Annotated in this window: 18 protein-coding genes and 1 other annotated feature; of the genes, 14 read left to right on the forward strand and 4 right to left on the reverse strand. The window is 39.7% G+C overall.

Annotated features, from left to right (window positions below; all coding sequences use genetic code 11):
* The first annotated feature begins 9 nt into the window (after positions 1–9).
* The 7 genes from LXM54_RS24270 (at position 10) to ysxE (ending at position 7,543) form a co-directional block, all read left to right on the forward strand.
* Positions 10–834, forward strand: a complete 825-nt coding sequence (locus LXM54_RS24270) for a cytochrome C assembly family protein (RefSeq protein ID WP_233318338.1) — start codon at positions 10–12, stop codon at positions 832–834.
* Between the two features lie 55 nt (positions 835–889).
* On the forward strand, positions 890–1,828 hold the full coding sequence (gene hemC / locus LXM54_RS24275) for a hydroxymethylbilane synthase (protein ID WP_233318339.1): 939 nt from the start codon (positions 890–892) through the stop codon (positions 1,826–1,828).
* Positions 1,821–2,579, forward strand: a complete 759-nt coding sequence (locus LXM54_RS24280) for a uroporphyrinogen-III synthase (protein WP_233318420.1) — start codon at positions 1,821–1,823, stop codon at positions 2,577–2,579. The genes hemC and LXM54_RS24280 overlap by 8 nt, the downstream gene beginning before the upstream one ends.
* Before the next feature lie 12 nt (positions 2,580–2,591).
* A complete protein-coding gene (gene hemB, locus LXM54_RS24285; protein ID WP_233318341.1) occupies positions 2,592–3,569 on the forward strand; it encodes a porphobilinogen synthase in 978 nt (325 codons plus the stop codon).
* 15 nt (positions 3,570–3,584) lie between these two features.
* Entirely contained in the window at positions 3,585–4,871 is a 1,287-nt protein-coding gene (gene hemL, locus LXM54_RS24290) for a glutamate-1-semialdehyde 2,1-aminomutase (protein ID WP_233318344.1), read from the forward strand.
* A 164-nt stretch (positions 4,872–5,035) separates the two neighbouring features.
* Complete coding sequence (gene spoVID / locus LXM54_RS24295) at positions 5,036–6,397, forward strand: stage VI sporulation protein D (RefSeq protein ID WP_233318346.1); 1,362 nt, start codon at positions 5,036–5,038, stop codon at positions 6,395–6,397.
* Between the two features lie 99 nt (positions 6,398–6,496).
* A complete protein-coding gene (gene ysxE, locus LXM54_RS24300; RefSeq protein WP_233318356.1) occupies positions 6,497–7,543 on the forward strand; it encodes a spore coat protein YsxE in 1,047 nt (348 codons plus the stop codon).
* A gap of 11 nt (positions 7,544–7,554) precedes the next feature.
* Here ysxE and LXM54_RS24305 read toward each other — a convergent pair whose 3' ends face one another.
* Complete coding sequence (locus tag LXM54_RS24305; RefSeq protein WP_233318357.1) at positions 7,555–7,746, reverse strand: hypothetical protein; 192 nt, start codon at positions 7,744–7,746, stop codon at positions 7,555–7,557.
* Positions 7,747–7,921: 175 nt separating this feature from the next.
* Positions 7,922–8,148: a binding site (T-box leader), on the forward strand.
* A 69-nt stretch (positions 8,149–8,217) separates the two neighbouring features.
* On the opposite strand from LXM54_RS24305, the gene LXM54_RS24310 reads away from it, so the two are divergent.
* The 4 genes from LXM54_RS24310 to LXM54_RS24325 all read left to right on the forward strand — a co-directional run bounded on the left by LXM54_RS24310 (position 8,218) and on the right by LXM54_RS24325 (position 17,197).
* Positions 8,218–10,869 (forward strand): valine--tRNA ligase, encoded by a 2,652-nt coding sequence (locus LXM54_RS24310; RefSeq protein ID WP_233318366.1) that lies wholly within the window; start codon positions 8,218–8,220, stop codon positions 10,867–10,869.
* 86 nt (positions 10,870–10,955) lie between these two features.
* Positions 10,956–12,263 (forward strand): bifunctional folylpolyglutamate synthase/dihydrofolate synthase, encoded by a 1,308-nt coding sequence (locus LXM54_RS24315; RefSeq protein WP_233318368.1) that lies wholly within the window; start codon positions 10,956–10,958, stop codon positions 12,261–12,263.
* Between the two features lie 146 nt (positions 12,264–12,409).
* On the forward strand, positions 12,410–14,134 hold the full coding sequence (locus LXM54_RS24320; protein ID WP_442780542.1) for a sensor domain-containing diguanylate cyclase: 1,725 nt from the start codon (positions 12,410–12,412) through the stop codon (positions 14,132–14,134).
* Positions 14,135–14,356: 222 nt separating this feature from the next.
* A complete protein-coding gene (locus LXM54_RS24325; RefSeq protein ID WP_233318372.1) occupies positions 14,357–17,197 on the forward strand; it encodes a vWA domain-containing protein in 2,841 nt (946 codons plus the stop codon).
* 78 nt (positions 17,198–17,275) lie between these two features.
* On the opposite strand, the gene LXM54_RS24330 is transcribed toward LXM54_RS24325, so the two are convergent.
* Genes LXM54_RS24330 through LXM54_RS24340 form a run of 3 tightly spaced genes read right to left on the reverse strand, consistent with a single transcriptional unit; the run spans position 17,276 to position 20,388 of the window.
* Positions 17,276–19,324 carry a hypothetical protein gene (locus tag LXM54_RS24330; RefSeq protein ID WP_233318374.1) on the reverse strand — a complete coding sequence of 683 codons (2,049 nt, stop codon included), beginning with the start codon at positions 19,322–19,324 and terminating at the stop codon, positions 17,276–17,278.
* A 10-nt stretch (positions 19,325–19,334) separates the two neighbouring features.
* A complete protein-coding gene (locus LXM54_RS24335) occupies positions 19,335–19,913 on the reverse strand; it encodes a prepilin-type N-terminal cleavage/methylation domain-containing protein (protein WP_233318376.1) in 579 nt (192 codons plus the stop codon).
* A complete protein-coding gene (locus LXM54_RS24340) occupies positions 19,897–20,388 on the reverse strand; it encodes a type IV pilus modification PilV family protein (RefSeq protein ID WP_233318378.1) in 492 nt (163 codons plus the stop codon). The genes LXM54_RS24335 and LXM54_RS24340 overlap by 17 nt, the downstream gene beginning before the upstream one ends.
* Positions 20,389–20,543: 155 nt before the next feature.
* Here LXM54_RS24340 and LXM54_RS24345 point away from each other — a divergent pair, with 155 nt between their 5' ends.
* The 3 genes from LXM54_RS24345 to LXM54_RS24355 are packed head-to-tail and all read left to right on the forward strand — an operon-like array spanning position 20,544 to position 24,037.
* Positions 20,544–21,845, forward strand: a complete 1,302-nt coding sequence (locus LXM54_RS24345) for a hypothetical protein (protein WP_233318380.1) — start codon at positions 20,544–20,546, stop codon at positions 21,843–21,845.
* A 26-nt stretch (positions 21,846–21,871) separates the two neighbouring features.
* Positions 21,872–22,648, forward strand: coding sequence for a PRC-barrel domain-containing protein (locus tag LXM54_RS24350; protein WP_233318382.1), 777 nt, complete (start codon positions 21,872–21,874; stop codon positions 22,646–22,648).
* A 21-nt stretch (positions 22,649–22,669) separates the two neighbouring features.
* Entirely contained in the window at positions 22,670–24,037 is a 1,368-nt protein-coding gene (locus LXM54_RS24355; protein WP_233318384.1) for a G5 domain-containing protein, read from the forward strand.

A 24,037-nucleotide genomic window follows, 5' to 3' on the forward strand; every position in this document is an offset into this window, starting at 1 on the left:
AACACATATATGACAGATGCTTATTTGACAAGACTTCATGAATTAACGATTATTCTTTATGCAATATCTGTGCTCTTATACTTTTTTGATTTTATGCATAATAACCAGAAAGCCAATAGAGCAGCTTTCTGGTTACTTTCCGTTGTTTGGCTCCTGCAGACTTCGTTTCTGTTTATTTACATGATGCAGACAAAACGGTTTCCGGTGCTGACTATTATGGAAGGACTGTATTTCTACACATGGGTCTTAGTTTCCTTTTCGCTTTTAATTAACAAGCTGCTGAAAATAGACTTTATTGTCTTTTTTACAAATGTACTTGGGTTTATTATTATGGCCATCCATACGTTTGCGCCGATGAGCGAGGGAACAGAAATGGCCAAGCAAGTTGTTTCAGAGCTGCTTTTTATTCATATTACAGCAGCGTTGCTTGCGTACGGGGGCTTTTCATTATCTTTTATTTTTTCTTTACTGTATTGTGTTCAATATAATCTTTTAAAAAAGAAAGCATGGGGAAAAAGGCTGCGGCGCATTCCCGACTTATCGAGGTTAGAAAACCTCTCCTATTTGTTTAATGTGTTCAGTGTGCCTACATTGCTGATTTCCTTGATACTGGGAATTCAATGGGCAAGTGTTCAAGCGCCAGGGTTTATCTGGTATGATCCGAAAATTCTTGGTTCCTTTTTAGTCCTATTTATTTACGGATGCTGTTTATATATAAGGGTAACGCACAAACTAGTAGGAAAAGGAATTGCTTTCTTTAATATTGCATGTTTTTTAGTATTGTTGATTAACTTCTTTTTAATAGGGAATTTTTCAACGTTTCACTATAAGTGATAAAGCTACATAAGCCGACGAAAAGCGGCTAAAAGTTGAAGCTGGAGGCATACTTATGCGGAAAATTATTGTCGGTTCAAGACGAAGCAAATTAGCGATAACACAAACGAAATGGGTTATTAATCAACTGAAAAGATTAGACCCGTCATATGAATTTGAAATTAAGGAAATGGTTACAAAAGGTGATGTCGTCCTTGATGTTACGTTATCAAAGGTTGGCGGAAAAGGACTGTTTGTCAAAGAAATTGAGCAAGCGATGCTTGATAAGGAAATTGACATCGCAGTGCACAGCATGAAAGATATGCCTGCAGTACTGCCGCCGGGACTTACAATCGGCTGTATTCCAGAAAGAGAGGACCATCGCGACGCGCTTATCTCAAAAGGCCATATTCCATTAAAGGACTTGAAGGAAGGCGCTATTATTGGGACGAGCAGCTTAAGACGCGGTGCTCAGCTGTTAGCTGTAAGACCGGATTTGGAAATCAAATGGATTCGTGGAAATATTGATACACGATTAAAGAAGCTGGAAACAGAGGAATATGATGCAATTATTCTTGCAGCTGCAGGGTTAGCGAGAATGGGCTGGACAAGCGATGTTGTTACAGAGTTTCTTGATCCAGAAACATGCTTGCCGGCAGTAGGTCAAGGTGCATTATCTATTGAATGCAGAGAAGATGATAAGGAAGTGCTCGAATTATTAAGCAAGCTATCATCTGAGGAAACGACGAAAACAGTTTATGCTGAAAGAGCCTTCTTAAACAAAATGGATGGCGGCTGCCAAGTTCCGATTGCCGGATTTGCCACAATGGTTAATAACGAGGAGCTGACATTGACAGCCCTTGTTACCTCTCCAGATGGCAAAACGGTGTTTAAAGAGGTACTGACAGGTACAAACCCTGTAGAACTCGGTGAACAGGCTGCAGAAATTCTTACAGAGCGCGGAGCAAAGAAATTAATTGATCGTCTGAAAGAAGAGAATATTATTGATGCTTAAGCCGCTGCACGGCAAAAGCATTCTGGTTCCCCGCGCGAAAAAACAAGCTACTGAACTTTCTGCAACAATTAAGCAATTGGGAGGCGCGCCTGTCGAGATACCGTTACTTGCCTTTCGCAGCCTCCCATTAGCTAGTAATATGCAAGCAAAGCTTAAAGAAGGCGTTTATGATTGGCTAGTATTTACAAGCAGCAATGGAGTGAACGCTTTTTTTTCAACAATGGAGCTTAAAGACTCTTTATATAGGATTGCGGTAATTGGGGATAAAACAGCCGAAACATTAGCCAAATATGGCCATAAGGCTGCTTTTATTCCGTCCTCGTTTGTTGCTGAAACATTTGCTCAGGAATTCGCAAAGGAAGTAGCAAAAAATGAACAGGTTCTTATTATAAAGGGCAGCTTAGCAAGAAACGTTCTTTACAAAAGCCTCTGTGCGGCAGGGATTGCGGCAGAGGAAGCAATCATTTATGAAACTTACTTTCCAAAGGAGAGCGAGACTCTATTAGTAGAGGCTTTAAAGAAGCGAAGTTTGGATGTGCTTTTGTTTACAAGTTCATCCACAGTGGAATATTTTATGGATGTAGTCCATACATACAACCTTTACGATTATATAAAGGACTGCATCATCGGATGCATAGGTCCGATAACAAAGAAAAAACTAGCTGATAATGGAATAAATGTTCACATTTTTCCCGACAATTTTACAGTAGACAGCATGCTGGAGCAATTAGTTCAATATTTAACAGAATAGGGGAGAACAAACATGTCATTACAATTTAAACGTCACCGCAGACTTCGTCAATCTGCAAGCATGAGAGCATTAGTAAGGGAAACGCATGTTCATGTAGATGATTTGATTTATCCAATTTTCATTGCTGAGGGTGAAAACATTAAGCGGGAAATCTCATCAATGCCAGGTATCTATAACCTGTCGATTGACCGCTTGAAAGAGGAAATGGACGAGGTGCAAAGCCTTGGTATTAAATCAGTGCTTTTGTTTGGAATACCGTTAGAAAAGGATGAATGCGGAACACAGGCATTTCATGATCACGGTATCGTGCAAGAAGGAATTCGGTTTATTAAGAGTAACTATCCGGAGATTGTTATCATCGCGGATACTTGTCTTTGTGAATATACAAGTCATGGACATTGCGGCATTGTCGAGAGCGGCCGTGTCTTGAATGATGAATCATTAGAGTTGCTTGTGAAAACAGCTGTAAGCCAGGCTGAAGCAGGTGCAGACATTATCGCTCCTTCCAATATGATGGACGGCTTTGTCGCTGCGATTCGCAAAGGTCTTGATGAAGCAGGTTATTTAGATACACCAATCATGTCATACGGAGTGAAATATTCATCTGCATTCTACGGACCATTCAGAGAAGCAGCTGACAGCACTCCGCAATTTGGTGACCGCAAAGCATATCAAATGGATCCTGCTAACCGTATGGAAGCTTTGAGAGAAGCTGAATCAGATGTGGAAGAAGGCGCGGATTTCATGATTGTTAAGCCTGGTATGCCATATTTGGATATTGTCCGTGATATGAAAAACACGTTGAAAATGCCAATCGTGATTTATAATGTAAGTGGAGAATACAGCATGGTTAAAGCTGCAGCACAAAATGGCTGGATAGATGAAGAAAGAATCGTGATGGAAATGATGGTAAGCATGAAGCGTGCAGGTGCAGATTTAATTATGACTTATTTTGCGAAAGATGTTGCTCGCTGGTTGAAAGAACAATAAGAAAAGAGGGATAGCATGCGTTCATATGAAAAGTCAGAGAAAGCATACAAAGAAGCAGTCGAATTAATGCCAGGCGGGGTAAACAGCCCTGTTCGTGCCTTTAAATCTGTGAAGCGGAATCCTGTGTTTATGAACTCAGGAAAAGGCTCAAAAATTTACGATATTGATGGCAATGAATACATTGACTATGTTCTGTCATGGGGTCCCCTTATCTTAGGGCATGCCAATGATCAGGTAGTCGAAGGAATAAAAAAAGTTGCAGAGCAGGGGACAAGCTTTGGAGCACCAACTTTAATCGAGACTGAGCTTGCTAAGCTAGTTAAGGAAAGAGTGCCAAGCATTGAAATCATCCGCATGGTATCCTCAGGAACTGAGGCGACAATGAGTGCAATCAGGCTGGCTAGAGGCTATACTGGCCGAAATAAAATCATCAAGTTTGAGGGCTGCTACCACGGCCATGGCGACTCTCTTTTAATTAAAGCAGGTTCAGGAGTTGCAACACTAGGCTTGCCAGACAGCCCAGGCGTTCCAGAAGGAGTTGCAGCAAACACTATTACAGTAGCCTACAATGACCTAGAAAGCATTAAGTATGCCTTCGAAACCTTTGGAGATGACATCGCCGGCATCATCGTAGAGCCAGTAGCTGGTAATATGGGCGTAGTGCCTCCTAAGGATGGCTTCCTGCAAGGGCTGCGTGAAATAACAGAACAATACGGCGCATTGCTGATTTTTGATGAGGTTATGACAGGCTTCCGTGTAGACTATGGCTGTGCCCAAGGCTATTTCGGTATTACGCCTGATCTTACTTGCCTTGGCAAGGTTATTGGCGGAGGACTCCCAGTTGGCGCGTACGGCGGAAAAGCAGAAATCATGAATCAAGTTGCTCCAAGCGGACCGATTTATCAAGCAGGTACATTATCAGGTAATCCGCTGGCAATGACAGCAGGCTACGAGACATTGTCCCAATTGACGCCTGAAAGCTATAAAGATTTCATTCTTAAAGCAGATAAGCTTGAAGCAGGCCTAAAGGCTGCGGCTGAAAAATACGAGATTCCATTTACAATTAATCGTGCCGGTTCTATGATTGGCTTCTTCTTCACAAACGAAGAGGTAGTTGATTATGAAAGTGCGAAAACTTCCAATCTAGATTACTTTGCTGCATTTTATAATGAAATGCTCGAGCAAGGTGTATTCCTGCCGCCATCTCAGTTTGAAGGTTTGTTCCTATCAACTGCTTTAAGCGAGGAAGATATTGACCACACAATAAAAGCAGCAGAAATTGCTTTTTCTAAGTTGAAATAATTTATCCATAAAAATCCAAAGTGCTATTGCAGGCGCTTTGGATTTTTTTGTTTTTAAATTCATAGACTTTCTATACAAAGAAATATTCATAAAAGGGCATTTCTGTTCATAAATTGTAATTGACATAGTGATTATACGTGAAAGGAATGAAGGGAGGAGTCGCTTTGTCTCAAGAAAATTCGTCTATCTTACGGTTTTCGTTGGAAGAGTCAGTCTGGTTTCAAAAAGGACAGGAAGTAGAGGATCTGCTGTCTATTTCACTAGACCCGAATATAACCATCCAAGAAAACGATCAGTATATTACCATTCAAGGATCATTAGAATTGACAGGTGAATACAATCGAACACAGACAAATCAGCCAGAAGAAGAGGAGGTATTTAAGGCTCCTAAGTTAGTTCATTCCGTTTTGGAGAGGGAAGAAGGAGTTAATGAGTTTCTTCATCATTTCCCTGTCGACATTACGATTCCATTCTCACGCGTTCGCAGCATCGAAGATATTGAAGTTGAAATTGAAACATTTGATTATGTCTTCCCAGAAAGAAGCTGTCTGAATCTTACAGCAGAATTATCTATTGCAGGCTTAACGAATGAAGAGCAAGCCTCAGAAGAGGAAACTGAGGAGGATGAATGGACTTCCCATTATCCGGCAAGAGAAGAGAGCACAGAGGCAGAGCAGATATTTGTTCAACAGGAAAATAATCAAGAGGATGAACTAGAAGCATTAACAAGGGGCTACGAACAAAGGCAGCAGCCTGAAGAAATCGAGCTTTCTGCAGGCTCTAGCAGAGAAGATGTAAACTTTGGGGCTGAAGAGATTGAGAATGAGCCTGTGTTTAGGGACAGTGAAGAGGAATTAGAACCTGTTAAAATTGAAGTACAGCCGTTTCAAAGAATCAGTCCATTGATGGAAGAGGAAGAACGGATTTCCGCTGAGTCTGGTCTGGAGGAATATGAGCCGTTTGAATTGGAAGTCCGCAAAGCACCTTCGCAAAAGGACGATGATTGGGAAGAGGACACGACGACAGATGTACCTTTATTCGCTGAGGCTGAAGTATTAGAAGAGCCTCCAGCAGCTGTTGTTGAACCTGTTGCAGACCATAAACCTGAAGTAAAGGTTTCCTTGTTTAGATCAGAAGAGACATTCCCTGCAGAGGATGTTTTCGATAAGCCTGTTCCAGAATCTTCTGAGCAAAAGCTTGATGAATCAACAGCAGAATTCTCAGAACACGATAAGGATGAATCTGAAGAGTCCTCTTCTGAGAATGATAATGGACCGAAGAAGAAAAAAGGAATTTTCTCGAAAAAGAAATCATTGACCTTTACAGAGTTCTTCGCCCGTAAGGAAGAAGAAACACATACAAAGGTAAAGGTAGTTATTGTTCAGCAGGGAGATACGATTGAGAAGCTAAGTGAACGTTATAATGTTAATGTTCATAACCTGCTGAAGGAAAACCACCTTGAGGTCAATCAGGATGTTGTAGAAGGGCAAGTTTTATATATCCCAGGTAAAATTGCTGAAAAGTAAGTTTTGTAGGTGCACATAAAAGGGTAAAGCGGGCCCCGAATCAACATGTAAGGAGATGTTAGTCAATCTCTTTTTCCTAATAAGAAAGTGTGGGCGCATATGAGTGAAAAAAACACGATTAAAAAATATACACCCATTTTAGAGCCATACGGAGTGGAGCCGCATTTTGTGGAGGAGTTCGGCAGAATCGTGAAAATTTATTCCAGCAAAGGCACATTTGCACTAAAAACGATTGATCCCCATAAAGGCTCTGATTTTATCCGGCACGTTCGGACATTGTACCAAAAAGGATATAACAGAATTGTGCCGATTTATCCGACAGTCGATGGCAGGTATGCAGTCTTGTATGAGCATAAGCTCTATTATTTAATGCCGTGGCTTCCGAACGAAGAGCGGGAGAATTATTTCAAGAAGCATCAGCAAATGTTCAGGGAGCTCGCAAGACTGCATGTCCTATCCTCTAAGGAAGTGAAAATTGAAAAGGAAGATCGGGAAGAGCATTATGAAAATACGCTATTGGAGCTGGAAAAGGAACAAGAATTTTTGGATGGCTATATTGAAGAGTGTGAAAACACAGAATATATGTCACCGTTCCAATGGATGTTCTGCATGTATTACCATGATGTGAGGCAAGCGCTGAAATATTCGGAAACGAAGCTGAAGGAATGGTATGAAGAGACAAAGGATGATGAGAAGGCAAGGGTATCGATCATTCATGGGAAAATCTCGCCAGAACATTTTTTATATGACGAGAAAGGGTATGGGTATTTCACTAACTTTGAAAATGCCAAGTTTGGCTCTCCAAGCCATGACCTGCTTCCGTTTATTGCTAGGTCTCTGAAAACCACTCCGAAGCAGAATAATGATTGCTTAGAATGGATTTATACTTATTTCAATTATTATCCGCTCAAGTCGGATGAGATGCTGCTTTTTTTGAGCTATTTAGCACATCCTGGACCTGTAATCCGCATATGTGAAAAATACCATAAAAGCGATAAGAAAAAGAATGAGCGCAAATATGCACAAAGCTTATTGAAGCAATACTGGCTGCTGAAAAATACCGAATATATTGTCATGCGTATTGACGAAATGGAGCGGGAAAAAAAAGCGCAGCAGGAAGCACAAAAAGAGACCCAAGATTCTTAACATCTTGGGTCTTAAATAATTTCCAGATAAATAGACAAAGCCAGCACGATTAAAAGAGATAAAAACAGCACATCAAAGGTTGTCGGTAAAAGCATTGTTCTGACAGCCTGAAAGATGCAAAAAGGTATAATAAAACGGGCACATGCATTGCGGACGCCTTTAAGCCATGGTGGATATGTGTAGGGATTAAACTTCTTTTTCAAGGAACACAAACCTCCTTTTTTAACCTTACTATCAATATATGGCGCGGTTAACCTGTTAAGTACTGCTAATTAACTATGCTGTGCTTTTAAGGCCAGTATGTATAAATTTTAAAAAATAAGGTTATCCTTATTGACGAAAATAACTTTTATTCGGTATTATCTATATAAATAAATAAAAAAGGCAATGACAGGGAGTAGTACAATGCCAGTTGTTTTTTAGAGAGGAAATCACATGCTGAAAGATTTCCATTCAACACATTGGAAGGTAGCCCTCGAGCTTCTTTTGCGAACGGGAAAGCTTATTAGTGAAAGACGGACAGCATCCGATATCATCTTTGAAAGAGCCAATATTTTTATATTGGAAAAAAGGTGGTACCGCGAAAAACTCCCTTCGTCCTTTTATGACGAAGGGAGTTTTTTATTTGCCAAAATGTAAGTATTGAAAAAATTCTCACAAGGAGGATAATGGGTATGGAAACAAACGAGTTATCAATGCCGACTAAATACGATCCCCAATCCATCGAAAAGGGACGCTATGACTGGTGGCTGAAAGGTAAATTTTTTGAGGCAAAGTCAGATGAGGGAAAACAGCCATATACAATCGTGATTCCGCCTCCAAACGTAACAGGGAAGCTGCATTTAGGTCATGCTTGGGATACAACTTTACAAGACATCTTAACAAGAATGAAAAGAATGCAAGGCTATGATGTTCTATGGCTGCCTGGAATGGACCATGCAGGGATTGCCACACAAGCAAAGGTGGAAGAAAAACTGCGTGCAAACAATGTCAGCAGATATGATCTAGGAAGAGAAAAGTTTGTTGAAGAGACATGGAAGTGGAAAGATGAATATGCAAGTCATATTCGTGAACAGTGGTCAAAGCTTGGACTTGGATTAGACTATTCAAGGGAACGCTTCACTCTTGATGAAGGGCTGTCAAAAGCGGTGCGTGAAGTATTCGTTTCTCTTTATAACAAAGGTTTAATCTACCGTGGTGAATATATCATTAACTGGGACCCGGCAACAAAAACGGCTCTGTCAGATATTGAGGTAATCTACAAGGATGTACAAGGTGCATTCTATCATATGAGATATCCGCTTGCTGACGGCTCCGGCTATATTGAAGTTGCTACTACTCGTCCGGAAACGATGCTTGGTGATTCTGGTGTTGCTGTACATCCAAAGGATGAAAGATACCAGCATTTAATCGGAAAAACAGTAATTCTGCCGATCGTTGGAAGAGAAATTCCGATTGTGGCAGATGATTATGTAGAAATGGACTTCGGTTCTGGCGCTGTTAAAATGACACCAGCACATGACCCGAATGACTTTGAAGTAGGTAACCGTCATAATCTAGAACGCATCCTTGTAATGAATGAGGATGGAACGATGAATGAACGTGCCGGTAAATATGAAGGCATGGATCGCTTTGAATGCCGCAAGCAAATCGTTAAAGATCTTGAGGAGCAAGGTGTTCTGTTTAAAATTGAAGAGCATATGCATTCAGTTGGACATTCTGAGCGCAGCGGCGCAGTTGTTGAGCCATACTTGTCCACACAATGGTTCGTTAAGATGCAGCCATTAGCAGATGCAGCTGTTGCTTTGCAAAACAACGAAGAAGAGAAAGTACAATTTGTGCCGAACCGCTTCGAAAACACTTATTTACACTGGATGGAAAACATCCGCGACTGGTGTATCTCTCGTCAGCTGTGGTGGGGTCATCGCATTCCAGCTTGGTATCATAAAGAAACAGGCGAAGTGTATGTAAACCACGAGGCTCCAAGTGACATTGAAAACTGGGAGCAAGATACAGATGTTTTAGACACTTGGTTCAGCTCTGCCTTATGGCCGTTCTCTACATTGGATTGGCCTGACACAGATGCTCCTGACTTTAAGCGTTATTATCCGACAGCTGCACTTGTTACTGGCTATGACATCATTTTCTTCTGGGTTTCCCGCATGATTTTCCAAGGGCTTGAGTTCACTGGCGAAAGACCGTTTAATGATGTATTAATCCATGGACTTGTTCGTGACGAGCAAGGCAGAAAAATGAGTAAATCATTGGGTAACGGTGTTGATCCGATGGATGTTATCGCACAATATGGTGCTGATTCCCTGCGTTACTTCTTGTCAACAGGCAGCTCGCCAGGCCAAGACTTACGCTTCAGCATGGAAAAGGTAGAATCGACTTGGAATTTCGCCAACAAGATTTGGAATGCATCCCGTTTTGCTTTAATGAACATGAACGGCTTATCATATGAAGAAATTGACTTGTCTGGAGAAAAATCTGTTGCAGACAAATGGATTTTAACACGTCTTAACGAAACAATCGAAACAGTGACACGTCTGTCTGACCGCTATGAATTCGGTGAAGTAGGACGCATCCTTTACAACTTCATCTGGGATGATTTCTGTGACTGGTATATCGAGATGGCGAAGCTGCCGCTTTATGGCGAAGACGAAGCTGCTAAGCTGACAACACGTTCTATTCTTGCATATGTATTGGATAATACAATGAGATTGTTGCATCCTTTCATGCCATTTATTACAGAAGAAATCTGGCAGAACTTGCCGCATGCAGGTGAGTCTATTACAACTGCAGCATGGCCGGAGGTAAATCCAGCATTTACAGATAATAAAGCTGCTAACGATATGAAGCTGCTTGTAGAAATTATCCGTTCAGTAAGAAACAGCCGTGCGGAAGTAAATACACCAATGAGCAAGAAGATTAAAATCCTCTTGAAAGCACAAGATGATACAATCAAAGCTACATTGGAAGACAACAAAGCATATATTGAGCGTTTCTGTAATCCAGAAGAGCTGGAAATCGCAACAGATATTGCTATTCCTGATAAAGCGATGACTTCTGTTATTACAGGTGTGGAAATTATTCTGCCACTTGAAGGCCTCATCAATATGGAGGAAGAAATTGCCCGTCTTACTAAAGAGCTTGAGAAATGGACGAAAGAAGTAGACCGAGTTCAGAAGAAGCTAAGCAATCAAGGGTTTGTAAGCAAAGCACCAGAGAAAGTCATCAATGAAGAAAAAGCAAAAGAGCAAGACTATCTGCAAAAAAGAGCAACAGTAGAAGCTCGAATTAAAGAACTTAAGGGCGATGCTTAAAACCTCCCTTTTAAACTAAGACGAACCCTATCCTACATAGGGTTCGTCTTCCCTATTTAAAGATAAACCAAGAAGAGGTGGAAATTATGTTCCAGACATATGAAGAGGCATTAAAGTGGATACATGGACGGCTTAGGCTCGGAATTAAGCCTGGGCTCACTAGAATGAACATCATGATGGAGAAGCTTGGTTTTCCAGAGAAAAAGATTAAAGCTGTTCATGTGGGCGGCACAAATGGCAAAGGCTCAACGGTTGCCTATTTGCGCAATATAATGGAAAGTGCCGGGTTAACAGTTGGAACCTTTACTTCCCCATATATTGAACAATTTAATGAAAGAATCAGCATCAATGGCGTGCCGATTGCCGACGAGGAAATTAAGGAGCTTGCTAATATTCTTTATCCGATAGTTATGGAAATGGATAAAGACGAATTAGGCGGACCGACAGAATTTGAGATTATTACAGCAATGTCTCTTTATTATTTTGCATTTGTCCATCAACCAGATGTTGTTCTGTATGAAGTCGGCTTAGGTGGTCGTTTTGATTCTACTAATATCATTACACCTCTCTTATCTGTCATCACAAGTATCGGTCTTGACCATACTGCTATTTTAGGAGAAAGATACAGCGAAATTGCGTTTGAAAAAGCTGGGATTATTAAAGAGAACACACCGGTAATTGCTGCAGTCAAGCAACAGGAATCAGAGGAAGTAATTGTACGCAGAGCTAAAGAGGAAAACGCTTCTTACTATTTATTAGGCAAACATTTTGTGGTGGAAGATTATCAATCGAATGAAGATGGAGAGGTTTTCACCTTTAAAACAGCAGCAACAAAACTTCTACATTTGCAGATTGGCATGCTAGGAGAGCATCAAGCAGAAAATGCTGCTCTTGCCGTTATGGCTGCATTGCTTCTTAAAGACAGCTTACACTTGAGTGAAGCAGATATCAGAACAGGATTGCTTCAAGCACGGTGGGCAGGCAGATTGGAGATTCTCTCTAAACACCCGTATGTGCTTGTAGACGGTGCACATAATCAGGAAGGTGTTGAGGCGTTAGTTGATGTCTTAGAAACAAGATACAAAGATAAGAAGAAGAGTGTTTTGTTTGCTGCATTATCTGATAAGAAAACAGATAAAATGATTGAAAAGTTAGGACAAGCAGCTTCTGACATCACTTTCACAAGCTTTGACTTTCCCCGCGCAGCAGCAGCTGAAGCGCTGTTTAGAGAAAGCAGTCATTCAAATAAACGCTTTACTGATGATTGGAAAAAATTAATTACAGAAAAACTCGAAAGACTTCATGAAGATGAGCTGCTGGTCATCACTGGCTCCTTGTATTTCTTGTCAAATGTGCTTGCCTTTTGGAAAGAACGAAATTTAGGAGGAAAGTAACAGAATTTTTTACAAATTTTTATATATTTTTGCAATAAAAAAATATAGTATAATACTAATAGGTAAAAAGTTTGAAATTTCGTAATATGAAATAATAGCCTGTTAAAGGCCAAATAGGCAATGCATCTTTTTAGAAAAGAAATTAGGTGGAGCATTTGGTTAAATCATCTACTAAAAAAATAATATGGGCAATTTGGATAGTGCTTATCCCTATTGGCTTATTGCTGACATATCACTTCTATCCACCAGACATTACGGGGGAATATGGTGATGTCCTTGCGTTTTTAATATTTATGGCAATCGTTGCAAGCATGCCAATGATGATTAATGGAACTCCTGTTTTCTTCCTGCAGTGGGCAACGATCTCCGTTTTCTTGATATTTGGTTTATTTATCGAGACAGTGCTTGTGCAAATAGCATTGTTCACCTTAATGCTGCAGATGCGTCTCGATAAAAAATCATTATTCCGGCTGCCGATGAATTCAGCAATGTTCTTTCTCGTTTCTGTATTGAGCGGAATTATATACTACAGTCTTGGCGGAAGCCATGGAGCGGACCTTCTGTTCCACTTTGACTCTTTTATGCTCATTCTTTTTTATCCTTTTATTTATTTTGTTCTGAATGCGCTTTTCATTTTTTGCATTGACCGTCTAGTATATAAAAGAAAAGTAAATTTTCTCACGAAGGATGTTTTGTGGGAGTTTTTCACTACGCTTATTACATATCCTGTCGGCTTCGCGCTGTATATTATGTACTTGGATATTGGGTTAATGGCTCTCGTTTTGATAGGAATTCCTTTCATCTGCCTGTCTGTTGTATTGAGACTGTATCATTCAAGCCAATCAATCAATGACTATTTGAAAAAAATTGCCGAAATTGGACATCAGCTGTCACAAGCCTTATTTGTAAAGGAAACAATCAATTTGTTTATCGACAGCATATTTGAATTGATGAAGGTTGATGTTGTGTATGTGGATCAAGTAAACAGCAAAAATGAGCTAGAGTCGATTGCCAGGGTAGAGAAGCAGAAGAAGCTCCCGATTTTTTCCGATGTACTGAAGGAAAATGAGGGAATTATTGGCCGAGTACTTGCCGCAAAAAAACCAGCTGTCTATCATAGGCGCAAAGATTGGGAAAAGCTTAACAAAGGCTTTATGCCCGATTATATTGAAAGTGTGCTGTGCATGCCAATCATCAAAAACAATGGTGTGATAGGTATCTTGCTGCTAGGAAGCGTGCAAAAAAAGGCATTCGCGCATACAAAGCTGATGATATTGGATCTGTTATGCACCCAGTTTGCAGTTGCTCTTGATAATGCGCGATACTTTGAAAAAACGAAAGAAAAGAGTGAGCGCTGTGCGCTGACAAAGCTATACAATTACCGTTATTTCGAAAAGCACTTAACAGCAAAATTTACAGAGATGAACAATAATGTTATTAACAATTTAATTGTCATTATGCTTGATATTGACCATTTTAAGTCAATTAATGATACGTATGGTCATCAAGCAGGAAATGAAATATTAACAGAGTTTGCAGACAGAGTCTCAAAGCTTATCGATAAACACGGAGTGGTAGCGAGATACGGGGGAGAAGAGTTTGTGATTCTCCTTGAAAATACGGAAATCGAGGAAGCACAGGAGCTTGCAGAATTTTTAAGAAAAATGATTGAAACCCGGCCGTTTTTCATCAAACAAAATATAGATGAAAAACAAAAAGAATTGCAGGTAAGCATCACAGCATCACTGGGACTTGCATGTGCTCCTGAACAAGCTGATGAAGCAATGGCGCTGATAAGGCATGCTGACAGAGCCCTGTATGTTGGGGCGAAGCGGGCAGGCAGGAATCGCGTCGCTTGTTATATGAAATAGCTCATAAAGTGCAAAGGAACTTCTATTGATTTAGCAGTTTCTTTTTTTTTTGCAAAGATTTAGTAACACGAGAAACATGCTGAAAAAATAGGGGGAAAGGACGATAACACAAGAGGCTAGAGCGTAATATATTCCCAGCAGAAAAGACTATCCTAGTTCAAAAGTCCTTGATATAATGAAGATATTATACTAGTTTAAAAGTAGTAAGAACGGAGTGGGGAAATGAGGAGAGCGTTACGTTTCAGTAAGTTTATTATATTGTCAATACTGTCATTGCTGTTGATACCCTTCCAAGCAAATGCGGCTGCATCAGCGCCGACAGTTAATTTTACAGTGACACCATCTCAAAGTGTTATCGTTAAACCGGCAAACAGTTCGGCACAGGGAAGTTTAGATATTCGTTTAACTCCTGAGGGGAAGGCAACAAATGCAAATCGTTCTCCAATAGATGTTGCATTTGTTTTTGATAAATCAGGCTCCATGGATGAGCTAGGCAAAAGCCCGTATAAGTTTTTGAGTGCAAAAAATGCCATGGCTGAAGCGGCGGCTTTCTTTAGCCAAGATCCTAATAAAAATGACAGGTTTTCTCTTATTCCTTTTTCTACAGATGTGGAAACAGATAAGGTTGTAAGTTTTCCGGTTGTGTCCACGCCAACGACAGATAATGTGAGAACAAACCTGCAGACTATTAACAACCGAGTGAAGGAGCTTTCTGCCGTTGGCGGAACAAACTATACACAATCCTTCCAAAAAGCAAGGAGCATGTTAACAACTGGAACAAGCCAAGCGAGGAAGTATATCATCTTTATGACAGATGGAGAGCCGACATCTTCTAAAAACGTAGAGACATTTACTGATAGAGTTTGTCAATCTAAGTACTTCTGCTATGACAAAAAAGTGCAGGATACAGTAACATACACTGTTTATACAAATAATACAGCGACTGCTGTCCGTTCTAATGGGACAGTTGTTTCCAACAGCTTAAAAACAGTGCAAACAGCCATTAAATCATATGTTGATGAAGAGGTCGACGAACTTGCTGCCAATAACATTAAGCTGTATTCCGTCGGCTTTGGGACAAATAGTGAAGTAGATATGAGCTATTTAAGTAAGTTATCAGAGAAGACTGGTGTGACAGCACAGCAGGCTTCAACAGATACTATTGCGAAAATATTTGAAGATATATCACAGAAGGTATCCACACCAACTATCACGGCTACTGTTAAAATTAATATTGCTAAGTTTGGGGATACTGTTAAACTTGCAGACAATGCCAATGCTACATTGGATTCTTCAGGAAATATAATCATTAAAAAGGACATATTGTTCCCAATCAATCAAAATGTTACGACTCCGATTGATGTGTCACTGCCTTTGACATTCAGTCAAAAAGGGACATATAATTTTGATAATATTAAGCTTGAATATACCGATCTAGATGGAAAGCTTCAGGAGAAATCAACCTCTGCAACGATTGTTGTTAAAGATGATGCACCTGCCGGCTTCCAGTCCTCTATGACATTGTCAAAAGTAGTGAATGACTTAAATAATTTAGTCAAAACTAGCAATTCGAATGACAGAACAAATTATTTTAATGTCAATTATTCTTTAAAGCCTATTAATTTAGTGAACAGCACTGTCAGCGGCAAATTACAGAATTTAGTTATTGAACAGCCATTGCCAGCTGGGATTACGGTTATTCCTAAGGATAATGTGAAGGTAGAGTCAAGGAATGGTAAAAACTATGCAGTGATGTCATTAAGTGATGTGGCAAACTACGCAAAAGGCAGCTTTACGCCCTCAGAAATTACGGCTTCCTTGCCGCTGAAAGTAGATTGGGCGGTCACTAATATGACGATGCCAATCGCCAATTTATATTTTACTGATTCTCGTTTTTCATACAGCAGTCAAACAACGATTCCAGCATCATCGCAAATGATTAATATGAAGGTACAGTTAAAAGAAAACACAGCGAATGTATACACAGGTGATGCTGCAGGAACGATTGAAAAGAGAGATCAGGCAACAAATACGAAAATAGCAAGCACTGCTGATTTCAAGGAAGATTATGGACTTGAAAATAAGCCTGTGAAAGATATGGTTTTTAAAGAAGGGACGAACAATCAGGCAATAGAAATCACGTATAATGATGACAGTAAAGCCTATCTGTATTTCACGCCAGATTATGATTTGACCGGAAAGTCTACAGGCGATAAATATGGAAGTGGCGAAACAGCATCAGAAACGGTAGAGGCAAGGCTTGTCCAGAAAGTTGCAGGAGATGATGTTGTCTACTCCTATAAAGTGGACAATGGCAAGGAGACAACAGGTTGGATTAAATTTAATCCAACTGAAGCAATCATAATAGACAAGACAGGCAAGAATACGATTCACGTTAAGGCTGAAGGTGGTTTTGCTAACAGCCAGGAAATCACAAAGACAATTACAATACAAGATAAAGTACAATCTATTTCGGTTGCGCCTAACCCTATAAATATTATCGTAGGAAGCACGACTGACTTCACTGTTACCTTTAACCCGGAAAATGCCACAAACAAAGACTTGGATATTAAACTTGCTGACACATCAATAGCTAGTATCCTTGATGGAAAGTACAGCATTTACGGAAATAAGGCAGGGGAAACAGAGCTGATTGTGAAGACAAAAGACGGTTCTAATCTTGAGGTAAGAATTCCGGTGACAGTTACGGACCCGTATATTGCCCTTGATGAAATTAAATTCACGAAACCAGCCTACCAAGTGGAGGTTGGGGAAGAGCTGCCAGTAACAGATAACTTAATCTTCAACCCAAGCAACGCAACAGACAAAGATATTATTAGTGTTGTAGCAGATCAGCCAGATAAAGTAGAAGTCATTCATAAAGATGGCGAATACTACTTGAAAGGGAAAGAAGTCGGTTATTCAAATGTGACAGCAACTGCAGAAGAACAAAGAGATAGCACAAGTCCAAGTGCATCCACCTTGATTGAAGTTGTGGAGGATACTAGTACAGACGATGGTGATAACGGCGGTTCTGGAAACAGCACGGACGGTAAATGGTAATAAGGAAGGGATGCTAAATGTAAGCATCCCTTTTTTTGTAGAATTAAAAAGGGTGCCAGATAGGGCACCCTTGAATGGTTATTGAATAACAAAATCATCAGGAATAATCTGCAAGCGGTCAACTATCGGCAATGCATCTATTCCTTGCAATAATACGTCTTGGTCATAATCGACAATGAATCTGGACATGTAACCTTCTGTTGACCCAGGAACATTTTCGATTGCTTTAAATGAGCGGTTCGCTCTGATCGCATTGATTTCAAGAGAACCTCTGGCAAATATGCCTCCTTTAATATAAAACAACGATCCTACTCCATATAATTCTGCATCCCTTTCTGTATAGAAAAATGCTTGTAATGGCTTGATATTCATTTCCTCGATTGGCAAGTACGGATAGCTCGGCTCATTCATGTCAGCATAATTGTTAAATTCATTCATCCTTGTAATCGTAAGCCTGTCTTTTGAAAGCAGTATCAGCTGCCCTTCCGTTGCGTTACCTAAAGTATTTGTGTATGGCAGGCCAATAATATTAACGTTGGAGATAAAGCTGTCTGCATTCGAATAAACAACAGAATTAAAGCGCACAATGTCATTTTCTTGTTCAGATTCCCCTGTTTCATCGCCCTTGACTGTAAAAGAACCAAGACTGATAATATTACTGTTTAAATCCATTTCTGTATTAAGGGGGCGAATGCTGAGTGTTGTTCCTGAAAAGATATCGCCATTCAGCTTCACTCCGTTTGCTGTGTTTACCGTTTTGTCAGCGCTGGACTCTATTACGATTTTTCCGGTAGCCACCATGTCTTGCGCAACTGTGACATTGCCTTCAAAGTTAATAAGATGAAGATTGCCCGCTGTCTTGACAGCTTGAAGGGATATATCCTTATTGCTGACAACATATAAATCACCATTAACGATAAGATCTTTGTTAAATGTAATTGGATAGTTGCTGCTGTTTATAACAACATCTCCATTAACTTGTACTGTATTATTAAATTGAATTGGACCAGTTTTACTGTCAATCGTGAAACCGCCCTCCAGCTCCTCAAGGGAGTCTCCTAGCACAGATTGAGGGACTTGCTGTGTTTCAGTCTTTGCAATCTCACTTTCGGTAACATTTGTAGTCACCTTAGAGCTTATTTCCTGCTTTAATACACTTGGAAGATACTTTATATCCTCTGTTGTTGAAACAGTTGCTGTTATGTTGTTATTTCCAAGGATTGTGTTAATTCGGTCTCTGAGTGTTTTATCAAACTCAATATTGATAAATTGACTATCATGCTTAAGATCAGGTACATCTTCCTGATAGAAATTGCTTTCCTTCAGTAACGGAAGTATATGCGCTCCTGTGCTGTAGAAGTCACCATTAACTGATGGCGGGAGAGAATGTACTGTTCTTGCGCCTCCTTGCCGGTCTTGATATTTTGCATCATCTGATATCGTCAGATAATTAGCAAAGGCATTTCCGTTAATATTAGAAGAACCATTCAAGAAAAGTCCGCCTTTATCATCTTCTGAAGCTGACCCTGCAGCATACTTAAGGAAGCTTGGAAGTGGGGACAGAATGATCTTTTTCTTCAACGTTCGCGTGACATCTCCCTCATTTTCATTCGGGTTGTTCGTTACAAGCACAATCTCCAGCACTCTTGTGTAATCATCATCTCTGTTAATGGAATAAGAGCTTGTATTTTCCAACGTTGCAGCCTCACATTGGTTTTGTGCCGAAGTAGGCTGGATAGATAGAATGTCGTTGGTATTGCTTAAGTCTTGTATGCTTAAACATTTAATAGAGTCATCGTAATTGGTATTTTCAAGGATATGTTCAAGACTGGGAACGAGCACTCTATTTTGCAGATTTCCTTCAAATGATGCATTTACTCGGTAAGTGCCATCTGTTCTTTTCACCATATCTAAATTTAATGTATTCAGCCTTGCCGCAATTTCAGATGTAATTTCCTCGAGCACCTTTTTGCTCTCAAACGTTACGGTGATGTCCGATTCCCTTGTTTCCACTCGTTTTGCTCCACTGATGGAAGATGCCACAATGGCAAGACCAATCGTCGTGAATACAATCGACACTAAAAGGACTGTAAGGAGGGCATTTCCTTTTTCATTCAGTTTCTTCATATAATACTCCTTAAAAGCCAAATCGACTTTCTAATGTTAGTGGCCGTTCTATTCTGGCATTTTGAATGGTGAAATCCACTGCAATAATGCCGTGTAAACATTTGTTGTTATCATTTCTATCGGTATCACTGCACATTAAATTAATAGTGGATGCACTGTAATCGCCGTTTCCTTCCAGTGTATTTCCATCAATGGAAACAGACTGAATTTCTTTGCCACCTACTGTTTTTTCTACAAATTCAATCGATCGTGTTTCTGTGTTCTCTTCATCAATTTCTTCTTTACTGTAGGAGTAAAAGGTTGAATTCTCTTTTTCATTTTCGTTAATAGCTGTCTGCTCTGAATTAACAAGGACGATTTTGTCGCCATCTTGTGTGACATAATCAAACGGAATGCTGTTAAAGGAATTCATCATCACAGACACCGCATAATCAGCATCATCACGGAGCTGCCCTTCTACTTGTATCTTATTGTACAGATTAATACCTGTATGAAAGACACCATATATAACAGGCAGCACGATAGCTGTTATCGCAAGCACTGCAAGAACCTCAACCAAGGTCAGTCCTTTTTCATCTAAGATCTTCACTTTTAATTGCCCCTTCCATTGAAGTTGTGTAGTCATGCTGCTTCACCGTCCAAGCCACTTCAACAGTTAAGGGAATGAAATAAGCTGTATTGTTTTCATCCAGCGAAGGAACAATAGTAACATTGTAGGCTACATTATTTATGGTGATTGGCTCACAGCCCTGTACCTCATCATTCCAAAATACTTGATAGGAATTATCACAAATTCTTAATGTACCTTCTGTGGCCGGATTTTTTTCCAGCCTGTCTCTTAGCGCAATAAACGAGTTATTGCCTGAAGACTGTTCCATATACGTTAAAGCGTTTCTAGCAACATTAATGGCAGCAGTCTTTTTTTGGTTCGAGTTTGTAAAAGAATAAGCTTGATTAAAAAAGTTCATTATACCTAATAAAATTAGACTGAGTATAGTAAGGGAAACGAGAACCTCAATCAAAGTTAAGCCTTTATTACTAGATAGAACTTTAAAAAATTTCATATATTCCCCTGCTTTCAAAATTACTAATCTTATTATACAATATTTATTAGTCGTAAATTGACTAAAAAAGTCGAAAAAGAGTGCTAAAGTATTGGAAAAATAGAAAAAAATGTCGTTTTTTTAGGAAATTAGATATCGTTATAAGGAGGTGTACCATGATATCGTATGTTCTAGCTCTTTTCTCCCTAATTTTGATTGTGCCAATTGTGTATTTTCTCCCATTAGGGTTTACGAAAAAGGGCAAATGGTGGATTATTGGTGCTGCACTGCTCACATCTGTATGCGGGTTATTGACACAGCGATTGTTTGCATGGTGGCAAACAGTGCTTTTAATGCTTTTATTTTTAATTATATTTACTTATATCTTCATTAAAAAATCCCCAGAAATGATGTTTGAAGCAGAGGAAGAAATGGATGAAGAAGATTATGACTGGGAAATGGCTACAGCTCAGCAGGTGACACAGCGAAATAGCACATGGGATATCAAAAGCGAAAAGCTGCCTGCAGCAGCTGAAGTAAAAGAAGTCGAGCCAGTTTTAACAGCTGAAAAAGCAAATGATGAGGAAGATATTATTATTCCGGCAGTTTCTGTCGAGGAAGAATTTATGAAAAGTGATTTTTCTGCGAAAGAAGATGTTAACAATTCAGCTGTTGCGGACGAAATAATCATAGGGGAATTAGAGGATGCAGAGGAAATTCCAGCAATGGAAGTTCTCACATCGCCAACTGAAAATGCGGTAGCAGAACATTCAGCAGAAAGCTTTTCTTATATGGAGGAGCTGGAAATGCTGATGAACTCTGATGAAAATGAAACACAGCAAGAAAATAAGCAGAGCAAAACAGCAGCCGAGTTTGCTGATTTTGATATGTCTTTACTAGAAGATTTAGATCAAGCAGCGGCAAGTATAGAGGATGACCAAGATGCCGTAACACCGGCTGCTAATGATGAGAGCTTAAAAGAACAAGAAGTGGATGATTTTGTTATAAACCCTGACTTGTTGGAACGAGAAGAAGTCGACACTGTAGCAGAAGATTTGCTGCCAGACATTCTAGCCCATAAAGAACCGTTATTAGAACTAAGCACAGAAAAAATCAGCGAAGAAGAAAATATTAAAGAAGAAAGTATGGAAGAAGTCGACGTCATAGAAGACGAAGTGACAGTTAAAGACAATAGAGTGGCGCATCAGGTTATCAATAATACGTTAATGCAGCTTGACCTGATGAAGAACAGCCTCAGCAGAGAGGAATATGAAGCAATCCTGCTGAAATGCCTAACAGAGACATTGCCATTACATGAATACTTTGCTCTGTCTAATTTACTGATCGAGCATTATGTTCAGCATAACGAAAGTTCCAAGCTGCGGTCATTGTTTGTTCAATTGCAAACTAAATACCAACATGAACCAATCATCTTAGAACAGCTAAGCTTCATGGAGAAGAATTACTTAAATAATTAAATATGTGAATAAGGTGAGGATATTTTATGAAAAACAGTACACAAATTAAAGGATTGCCAATCATTAGCATTTCAAACGGACAGCAGGAAGGAAAGGTTCAATCACTTATTATTAACCCAGAAAAGGGTACGGTAGATTTCTTGACAATCGAACAAGAAGAATGGCAGGACAACAATTTTGCTATTCCGTTTAAAAAAGTGGTCGGTGTCGGCGAGTATGCAGTAACGATTGAAAATGCCCATGCCATCATGGATTTGAACGAAATTCCGATTGCCAGTGAATTAGTAAATAAAAAAATCGGTCTTATCGATGCAAATGTTATTACTAGAAAAGGGGAACTTATCGGCAAAGTTTCCGAATTTGTCGTTGATGACGAAAATGGCGGTGCAATCACGGCACTTCAAGCTAATGTGAAAAACAAAGAAGTGCTGATTGATGCCGAATTTGTGTTGACTTACGGAAAAGACATCATTGTTGTTAAAGAAGAAACAGCTGCCAGCCTTAGAGAGCTTGGTGCAAAAGAAGAAGCTTCAGCACTAGATACAGCTGAGGAGACGGAAGAATTATTAGAAGAGCTGTCTGCTCCTGTCATTAATCACGCAGAGGAAGCAGAACGCCTGCAAGCATTAAAAGAAAAGCAAGTAGAATTATTGCTGAATAAAAAAGTAGTTAATGATATATACACAAATGAAGGTCAACTACTGCTGACAAAAGGAACTGTTCTGACATTAGCGGATATTGAAAATGCCCAGCTAGCAGGACCAAGTGTAGTAATTGACCTTTCAATGAATGTGGAAGCTTAATAACAAAGGAGCAAACACTGCATGAAAAACATCCAAGCTGCAAAGCTATTTGCCGCAATTTTGTTCGCGACTTCCTTTATTTTTAGCTTTTCTCAATTTGGGGCGAAGGCATACAGTAATTTTTTTCAGAGTAATGACGGATATGAGGAGCATACAACAATTGCCGGCATCGATGTTTCTGGGATGAATCAACAGGAGGCCTTAAGCGCAGTAAGCGAAAAGCATACAGAATGGGAGAAGAACACAAATATTCAATTGAAATTCAAAGAAAAGACAGTGAGTTTTGATCTAAGCCAGTTTGCATTTCAATTGAAGGACGCTGTTGCTTCCATTAAACAAGGGGAGAACAATAATGTTCTTGTGTCCCTTGACTTGCAGGAAATGGAAAGCTTCCTGACATCTGTATCAGCCGAGCTGACGACAGATAATGCTTTTTATTTGTCTAAGTTGAATGATAGTTTAGTAGGAATGGCAGCAAGCTTACAATCTGGCAATCAATTAATCGACTTGAATGAATACAAAATAAGCAAAAAAGAAGAGAACGCTAAATTAGCAGAGGCGACAGTGGATACGGACGACCAGAAAAACAGTGTAAAAAAATGGGTAAAGCAATTCCCGACTTTAACGATTAAACCGCAAGCAACCATTTCTTTGCTTGAATGGATGAACGAAAATAATGGGGAAGCTTACTCAGATAAGGTGCTAAGCATTGTGGCTACTGCTGTTCATTCAGCAATCCTGCCAACGAACTTCACTGTTTCAGAAAGGTATACAAGCAATACGTTGCCAGACTTTGCTGATATCGGCTATGAAGCAAGAATAAATAAGAATCAAAAAATGGATTACCGGTTCAATAATCCTAATGAACAAACCTTTACTATGTCCTTCCAAATGGTTAATAACAAACTGTATGTAAGTTTAAATGGAGCTAGTTTGCTATATGACTATAAAGTGATTTTGTCTGATAAAGAAACATTTTCACCAAAAACAGTTCTTCAGTTTGATCCAAGTCTGAGCTTAAATGAAACGAGAATTGTAGAAAAAGGCTCCGCCGGACAGTTGATCAAGGTATACAGAGAGTCGAAGGATGAGAACGGGGAAGTTGTAAAAAAAGAACTAATCAGTGAAGACTTTTATCCACCAGTGAATAAAGTCATTGCACACAGCCTGCTTGTTGAAGAGGATGTTACAATCGACGCTGATAACAGTGCTGCAGAAGACACAGATAGCGATAATAGTGAAGCAAAGGCAGATACAGAAGCTTCTGAAGACGACTCAAGCAATACAAAAGATACGGAAACAACGGAAACGGATAGCAAAACAAATGACAGCACAGAAGCGGACAAGACTGCTGCAAGTACGGAAGAAACAACGGAAAGCACTAAATAA

The organism is Bacillus sp. Au-Bac7 (assembly GCF_021341655.1).
GTDB lineage: Bacteria > Bacillota > Bacilli > Bacillales > Cytobacillaceae > Niallia.

Bases quoted from the DNA above. Each gene is read 5' to 3' on its own strand.
- LXM54_RS24270 (WP_233318338.1), top strand. From the start codon at position 10: ATGACAGATGCTTATTTGACAAGACTTCATGAATTAACGATTATTCTT.
- hemC (WP_233318339.1), top strand. From the start codon at position 890: ATGCGGAAAATTATTGTCGGTTCAAGACGAAGCAAATTAGCGATAACA.
- LXM54_RS24280 (WP_233318420.1), top strand. From the start codon at position 1,821: ATGCTTAAGCCGCTGCACGGCAAAAGCATTCTGGTTCCCCGCGCGAAA.
- hemB (WP_233318341.1), top strand. From the start codon at position 2,592: ATGTCATTACAATTTAAACGTCACCGCAGACTTCGTCAATCTGCAAGC.
- hemL (WP_233318344.1), top strand. From the start codon at position 3,585: ATGCGTTCATATGAAAAGTCAGAGAAAGCATACAAAGAAGCAGTCGAA.
- ysxE (WP_233318356.1), top strand. From the start codon at position 6,497: ATGAGTGAAAAAAACACGATTAAAAAATATACACCCATTTTAGAGCCA.
- LXM54_RS24310 (WP_233318366.1), top strand. From the start codon at position 8,218: ATGGAAACAAACGAGTTATCAATGCCGACTAAATACGATCCCCAATCC.
- LXM54_RS24315 (WP_233318368.1), top strand. From the start codon at position 10,956: ATGTTCCAGACATATGAAGAGGCATTAAAGTGGATACATGGACGGCTT.
- LXM54_RS24325 (WP_233318372.1), top strand. From the start codon at position 14,357: ATGAGGAGAGCGTTACGTTTCAGTAAGTTTATTATATTGTCAATACTG.
- LXM54_RS24330 (WP_233318374.1), bottom strand. From the start codon at position 19,324: ATGAAGAAACTGAATGAAAAAGGAAATGCCCTCCTTACAGTCCTTTTA.
- LXM54_RS24340 (WP_233318378.1), bottom strand. From the start codon at position 20,388: ATGAAATTTTTTAAAGTTCTATCTAGTAATAAAGGCTTAACTTTGATT.
- LXM54_RS24345 (WP_233318380.1), top strand. From the start codon at position 20,544: ATGATATCGTATGTTCTAGCTCTTTTCTCCCTAATTTTGATTGTGCCA.
- LXM54_RS24350 (WP_233318382.1), top strand. From the start codon at position 21,872: ATGAAAAACAGTACACAAATTAAAGGATTGCCAATCATTAGCATTTCA.
- LXM54_RS24355 (WP_233318384.1), top strand. From the start codon at position 22,670: ATGAAAAACATCCAAGCTGCAAAGCTATTTGCCGCAATTTTGTTCGCG.